Annotated in this window: 6 protein-coding genes and 2 pseudogenes; 1 reads left to right on the plus strand and 7 read right to left on the minus strand. The window is 64.7% G+C overall.

Annotation, left to right across the window (positions count from 1 at the left end; genetic code table 11):
* Window positions 1-427 (plus strand): Tim44 domain-containing protein (locus tag JCM25156_RS22480; RefSeq protein WP_034958858.1); only part of this gene is annotated, 427 nt, incomplete at its 5' end.
* Between the two features lie 215 nt (window positions 428-642).
* Here JCM25156_RS22480 and JCM25156_RS29895 read toward each other — a convergent pair.
* The 7 genes and pseudogenes from JCM25156_RS29895 to JCM25156_RS32360 form a co-directional block, all read right to left on the minus strand.
* The gene (locus JCM25156_RS29895; protein WP_183479743.1) at window positions 643-789 is read right to left on the minus strand and encodes a hypothetical protein; all 147 of its coding nucleotides are present in this window, start codon (window positions 787-789) and stop codon (window positions 643-645) included.
* A 39-nt stretch (window positions 790-828) separates the two neighbouring features.
* A pseudogene (locus JCM25156_RS22485) lies at window positions 829-1,787 on the minus strand (heme o synthase).
* A 2-nt stretch (window positions 1,788-1,789) separates the two neighbouring features.
* Window positions 1,790-3,154: a cbb3-type cytochrome c oxidase subunit I gene (locus JCM25156_RS07660; RefSeq protein WP_183479739.1), complete on the minus strand. Its 1,365-nt coding sequence runs from the start codon at window positions 3,152-3,154 to the stop codon at window positions 1,790-1,792.
* Window positions 3,155-3,215: 61 nt separating this feature from the next.
* Window positions 3,216-4,040, minus strand: coding sequence for a class I SAM-dependent methyltransferase (locus tag JCM25156_RS22490; protein ID WP_242402542.1), 825 nt, complete (start codon window positions 4,038-4,040; stop codon window positions 3,216-3,218).
* Window positions 4,041-4,266: 226 nt separating this feature from the next.
* A complete protein-coding gene (gene gshB / locus JCM25156_RS07675; RefSeq protein ID WP_025812671.1) occupies window positions 4,267-5,274 on the minus strand; it encodes a glutathione synthase in 1,008 nt (335 codons plus the stop codon).
* A 111-nt stretch (window positions 5,275-5,385) separates the two neighbouring features.
* Complete coding sequence (gene greB, locus JCM25156_RS07680) at window positions 5,386-5,916, minus strand: transcription elongation factor GreB (protein ID WP_221228817.1); 531 nt, start codon at window positions 5,914-5,916, stop codon at window positions 5,386-5,388.
* Window positions 5,916-6,808, minus strand: a pseudogene (locus tag JCM25156_RS32360) (aldose 1-epimerase). Before JCM25156_RS32360 ends, greB begins: the two are co-directional and overlap by 1 nt.
* Window positions 6,809-6,942 lie beyond the last annotated feature (134 nt).

Below are 6,942 nucleotides of genomic sequence, written 5' to 3' on the forward strand. Positions count from 1 at the left end.
GCCGCCAGCAGCCGGTGGGGGTCGCCATTACCGCCGCCGACTATCAGCCTTCCAGCAGGCGCTGATCAATATCCAGACGGCATGGAGCCAGCAGGACGTGCGCGCCATGCAGCACATGGCCACGCCGGAGATGGTCTCCTACTTCAACACTCAGTTGAGCAGCCTGGCCAGCCGTGGCGCGCGGAATGTCGTGTCGGATGTCCGCTTTGAACGCGGCGACCTGGCGGAAAGCTGGCGTGAAAACGGCTTTGACTACGCAACGGTCGCAATGCGGTATTCCATGATCGACATCACAACCGACATGACCGGTCGCGTGATCGAGGGCGATCCGGTCAACCGCACCACCGTTACCGAACTGTGGACATTCGTGCGGTCCGCCGGAACGGGAAGCTGGCTGCTCTCCGCCATCCAGCAGACACCCCGCTGACAGCGCGCCCACAACACCGTTAATGACAGGCCTGCATCCTTGTGATGCAGGCTTTTTTATGGTGACGGACGCAGCGCCCATAAAAAACGCCCCCAGCATTGCCGCAGCAGGCTGGGGGCGGATAACGATCCATCATGACAGTCGATCGGCCATGCACCGACAGACAGGAACAGGTCACGTTCCTGCGCTACCGGACTGGCTACAGGCCGCTACTTCTATATGTGCGCAAGGCTCAGCGCGTACAGGATCACTGCCAGCGCCGATAGCGTAATGGCCACGCCACGGATGCGCCCCTTGTGCCGACGGGCCGCTTCCCGTGCTTCCTGCTGCGGCGTGGCGCGCAGGGTGGTTGCCTGTTCCATCAGCCCGACTCCCGTAAGAATGAAAAATGTTCCGGCCGCTTAATGGGCGATAAATGCATGATCGGCCAGCAGGCCACAGAACAGCAGGAACAGGTAAAGCAGGGAATAGCGAAACGAATACCGCGCCGGACGATCCCCCGTCAGGCTGACACCGTTTGCATCCTGCCTGTCCCGCAGCACCTGAATGGCGAAATAGATAAATCCCAGCCCCAGCGCGGTCGCCACAACCGTATAAAGCCAGCCTGCCTGATGGGTGAACGAGGGCACCAGTGACACGGCCATCAGCATGATCGTGTACCACAGGATCTGCCAGCGTGTATGGCGCGCGCCCCGCACCACCGGCAGCATGGGAATGCCCGCGCGCCCGTAATCCTTGCACGCGTACAGCGACAGGGACCAGAAATGCGGCGGTGTCCACAGGAAGATGATGCCGAACATCACCACAGGCATGATCGCCATGGACCCGTTGCCGCCGCCCAGCCGATCATGGGGGGAAACGCACCCGCCGCCCCGCCGATCACGATGTTCTGCGGTGTCGAACGCTTGAGCCACATCGTGTAGATCACGGCATAGAAGAAGATGGAAAACGCCAGGATACCCGCCGCAAGCGCGTTGGTCGCCAGCCACATGAGAATGACCGATGCGGTGGACAGGCCAATGCCATAGCCCAGCGCGGCCTCCGCCCCGATCCGCCCATCGGGGATGGGCCGGGTGACCGTGCGCTTCATGACCGCGTCGATATCGCGGTCATACCACATATTGATGGCGCCCGCCGCACCCGAGGCCATGCAGATGCACAGGATGCTGACCACGGCCACCAGCGGGTTGAGCGGTCCCGGCGCCATGGCCAGACCGGCGGCCCCGGTAAAGACCACCAGCGAGATGACACGGGGCTTGAGCAGCACCAGCCAGTCCCGCGCCAGCGTGCCGACACGAGTGGCGTCATAGGTAATGGCGGCACCTTCGGCCGCATCGGGCGTGGTGGTGGTGCCGCTCATGATCAGGCGTCTCCGCGCGTGGGGGAAGGTGTCCGCCATTCCGGCGTATAAGCGCCCGGACCCCAGTAATTATCCGGCAGGGCGGCGGCCGGGCGCAGGCCGGCCTGCACCACGATCCCGGCAAAAACCAGCATGGAAAGCCCCATGAGCACGGCCCCCAGCACCCCCGGCATACCGTGGAAGGCCAGAAGCGACAGCGCGGTGCCGCCAACCGTCAGCCCGAAATGGACCCGGCTGGCCATGACCGGCGCGACATGGCCCACCATCTTGCCAATCCAGTAATAGAACCCGGCGAACATGGCGAACATGGCGGCGTACAGTGTCGCCGCATGCACATCGGCCATGCCGCCGGGCATGAGCGACATGATGGAACCGACCACCAGCAGCGCCACGAAACCGGCGGCCCATTCCACCGGCACGGCGGCGCGCATATGGCCCGCCCTTACCGTTCGCGCCCATGCCACCAGCACGGCCAGCACCGGCAGCACGACCAGCCCGAGCTGCACCGTGGCCATGGGGGCGACCATGCCCTCCAGCCCGCCATGCAGCAGGTCATGCACCCATACCGAAGCCCCGCCCACGGACATGACCACCAGCGCGCCCAGCACCACGCGCGGCATCCGCAGCGGTGTCGCGGCAAATGTTTCGATAATCTGTGAGACGATCCCGATGGAGGGCAGCAGCAGCAGCGCGATCTCGGGGCCGGTGAAGACATGCAGCAGTGCATCGATATGCGGCGACATATCGCCCCCGGCCAGCAGGATCCGGGTCAGCCCACCGGCCAGCACCGGCATGACCATGACAGTCATCATCGCGCCCAGGCCCTGCGCCCATACGAATATCGGCAGGTCACGCAGCCGCTGGCCGATCGGCCCCATGTTCAGCACGGTCGCGACCATGGTGATGGCCTGAAACAGCATGCCCAGACACCACCCCATCAGCGCGACCACGGAAACCCAGCCGGGCACGGCGGGCGAAAGACCGGCCATGACGGCGATGAAACTGGCCGCCACAAGCGCCCAGCCCGCCAGCGCCATACGCGGGAAGGCCAGCGCGTGGGCACGCAGCAGCAGGGGCACGAACCAGTTGCCAAACCCGCCGGTCAGGGCCGGCAGGGCGCAGAAGAAGACCATCAGCATGCCATGGCGGCGGCCGATGCGTTCAACGGCGCCCGCCACGTCCCCACCGGCCCAGGCGGAAAGCAGGGACCGGGGCAGCAGACCGGCCTGAAGGCTGACAGCCAGCACGCCACCGGCCAGACCCGCCACGATCGCCATGACGAGGTACAGCATGCCGATGGTCCGGTAGGCGCAACCTCCGCCCGCCTGCCTTACGCCATCCGCCCCGAACCCGGTGCCTGTGGGCATATGATCACTCCCTGCTGCCATGCGCCGCTATCCGGCAAGGCCAATCGTTACCATGATTTCATCATATATCGCGACTTATACACAAAAACGACCCTGCGGGCCGCTCTGGTGGTCGCGCAAATGTCATTTCAGCCCTGCCCGAAAGGCAGGGCTGCCCGCCAGCGCCGGGGCGCTCAGGCCACCATGGGGCTGGCGCAGGCGCCTGCCTCACGTTCCAGCGTAACAAGGGTAAACAGCCCGGCGGGCGGCACGGGCTGGAGTGTCGCGCGCCGCAGGTCGGCGGGCGGCAGCAGGGATTCGATGGCAAAATCCGGATGCCAGCCCAGTGAATGCGACGCCCGCGCCATGCCACGTTCCACCGCCAGCCGGACACCGCCCTGCGCCAGGAAGTGGTTGACGAACAGGATATGCCCACCCGCCTGACCACGCGCTTGAGTTCGGCCAGCAGGGCGCGCGGATGCGGCACGACGGACGCCACGAACATCGCAACGGCGATGTCGAACGTACCATCGGCGAACTGCGTGGCCTCGGCGTCCATTTCCAGCAGGTTGTCCACGTTGGACAGCCGCAGGCGGCGTACGCGCTGGCGCGCGCGCTCGAGCATGTCCCCCGACAGGTCGATGCCGGTAATATGCTTGTTCGCGCGGTAATAGGGCAGGGCGAGGCCGGTGCCCACGCCCACTTCCAGCACCCGTGTGCCGGGCAGGCTGTTCACGGCCTCGACCGCGCGCTTGCGCCCGAAGGCGGAAACACTGCCGAACAGCGCATCATACACCCCGGCCCAGCGCCGGTAGGCCGCCTTGACCGCCGCCGCGTCCAGCGCGGATTTGGGCGAAGGGATTTCCACAACCTTTTCGGAGGCTTCATCATGCAGAACGTCGCTCATCAGGCTGTTCCCATGCCCTGGCCATGAAAGAAGGCCTGTTGCGCCCCCTTTCGTGCTGCATCCGCCATGATCAAATCCATCCCGTTGTGCTGCTGCATTACAATCCCACCTGACCTGTCCGCGCGCCGTGCCGGCCCACGTGACCGCATGCAATCCATATCAAATGTCAAGCCGCATGGCACGACAGTTGCGACTATCGCGCCCGTTCCCAATTCCGTTTCCATTCCTACGCGTTCACGCCGCCCGTGACCAGACGGGATACGATCGCATCCCAGATCAGCCCCGCCGTATTGACGCCGTCAAAACGATCGATCTCCTGCAATCCGGTCGGAGATGTCACATTGATCTCGGTCAACCATTCCCCGATCACGTCGATTCCGACAAAAATCAGACCCTCGTCACGCAGTAACGGCCCGATCGCGTTACAGATTTCATGGTCGCGCGCGGTCAGTTCCGCCCGCACGGGGCGACCGCCCACATGCATGTTGGACCGGGTCTCGCCCTCCGCCGGGATACGGTCGATCGCACCTACCGGCCTGCCATCGACCAGGATGATGCGCTTGTCACCCCGGCGCACGGCGGGTTCGTAACGCTGGATCATCAGCGGCTCACGCGAGCGGGCGAAGTGCATTTCCAGCAGGGAGTTGAGATTGGGATCCCCGGGCTGGATGCGGAACACGCCGGCACCACCATTGCCGAACAGCGGCTTGACGATGATATCGCCCCATTTCGCGCGGAAGGCCTTTATGGCCTGCACGTCCCATGTCACCAGCGTGGGCGGCATGAGATCGGGATAATGCGTGACCAGTATCTTTTCGGGCGCGTTGCGTACGGCCGCGGGATTATTGACCACCAGCGCCCGGTCCGGCCCCACGCCGTGGATGTGTTCGAGAATATGGGTGGCGGTGATGTAGGCCATGTCGAAAGGCGGGTCCTGACGCATCAGCACCACATCCATGCCGGCCAGGTCGATGACCTGCTCCGCGCCGTATTCGGCATGGTCCCCGACCCTGCGCCGCACCGTGACCGGGCGCGCGCGCGCCGTGACACGCTCGGTGCGCGCGGCGTGGGGGGTAATGCGTCCCTCGTTCAGGCTCAGGGCCTCGACCTGATAGACGAACAGTTCATAACCGCGCGCCTGCGCCTCCAGCATCAGGGCAAAGGTTGAATCGCCATTGATGTCGATACCGCCTAGCGGGTCCATCTGGACGGCAACCTTCAGGGGGCGTGGCATGTAAGCACTTTCTCCGCACGAAACAGGGCCGGTCTGCGCCGGGTGTCATGAACTGAAACCTTCAGCGACTCATCGTCATAATATGCCTTCAGCCACACGGCCAGCCCCCCATTAGGGCAAAGGCGGGTAGGAGATGGCCATGACCTCGATCATTTCCTCGCCACGCGGGGTCATGAGCCGGACCTCATCGCCCACCGTGGCGCGCATGAGCGCCCGCGCCACGGGCGAGACCAGGCTGATCTGCCCCGCCGCCATGTCCGCCTCATCCACGCCGAGGATCGTGACCGTCCGTTCCTCATCCGCTTCCGTCGCGTATGTGACCGTTGCGCCAAAAAACACGCGGTCGCGCTGCTTCTGGGCGGCGGGATCGACGATGATGGCGTTATCGATCCGCTTTGTCAGGAAGCGGATGCGCCGGTCGATTTCGCGCAGGCGGCGCTTGCCATACTGGTAATCACCATTTTCCGAACGGTCGCCATTGCCCGCCGCCCACGATACGATTTCAACAATCTTCGGGCGTTCATCGCGCAGCAGGGCGTTGAGTTCCGTCCGCATCGCAGCAATGCCGCCGGGTGTGATATAACATGTCAGGCCACCTGTTCCTGACCCGTTCCCTTTTGGCGCGGCATTCGGGCGGGCCATCAGCACCGCGCCACCGTCATGCGGATATGCCCCTCCATCCTCTGCCCCGGCGCGAGAACACGAACGCCGCTATCGGCAATGACGGTGCGGTTGAGGCCATCATTCATGTTGCTGACCGGTTCCACGCCGATATAGGGCTGGTCGGGCGGGGTAAAAAGCACCAGATGGCGCAGTTCCGGGCTGCTTTCGAGCGTGAGGGCATATCCCTCGCGCGGCCAGCGCAGGAAGGCGCTGCCCGACCATCCGGCATAGCAGTTGTCGATGGGCGCATGGCCCGCGTCGCGCATATGGGCGAAGGACCATTCCCCTTCCGCCGGGACACGCAGGGCGGGCATGTGGTCCGGCCCGTTGGTCCATACGCTGCTGGCGGCAAAGCCCAGCCGCAGGCCCGCGTGCCGCGGAAAATATGGATGAAAGCCCATGCCTACCGGCTGGTCGCGCGTATCGGCGTTTTCCACCATGATGCCGATGGACAGGCCGTTTTCACGCAGGTCGTAGCGCAACTGGGCGCGGTAGCTGAACGGCCACTGGCCCGCCAGTTCATGCACGGCACATGGTCGAGACTGAGTGTCGCGCTGTTATCGGACAGCATGTCGAGCCGCCAGCGCCGCTGCCAGCCATTGCCGTGAATGGCGCAGTTCTCCCCCGCGAAGCTGGGTGTGAGGTGATAATCCACGCCTTCGAACCGGAACTGGTCCCCCGCGACGCGGTTGGAAAAGGGCACCAGCGGATACCCCGCCACCGCGCGCCCGTGCTGCGCCACCAGATGCGGGTCAATGACCGGGCGCAGGAAATCCATGCCGCCGCTGCGCCAGAAGGCGATGCTGCCGCCCAGATCAGGCAGGAGCCCCAGCGTCGCCCCGCCCGCGTTCAGCTCCAGCGTGGCCGACATTTCACGTTCCCGCTGGCCGGTACAGGGAATCTGGAAGGTTTGGGTCCTATCGTCCACGCCGTTTGCCCCTGCCCTTTGCCTGTTGTGGGTCATAACCGCCCCCGCCCGGCCCCAGCGGCACCGGGCCGCCACGG

The sequence above is a fragment of the Komagataeibacter kakiaceti JCM 25156 genome (assembly GCF_000613305.1).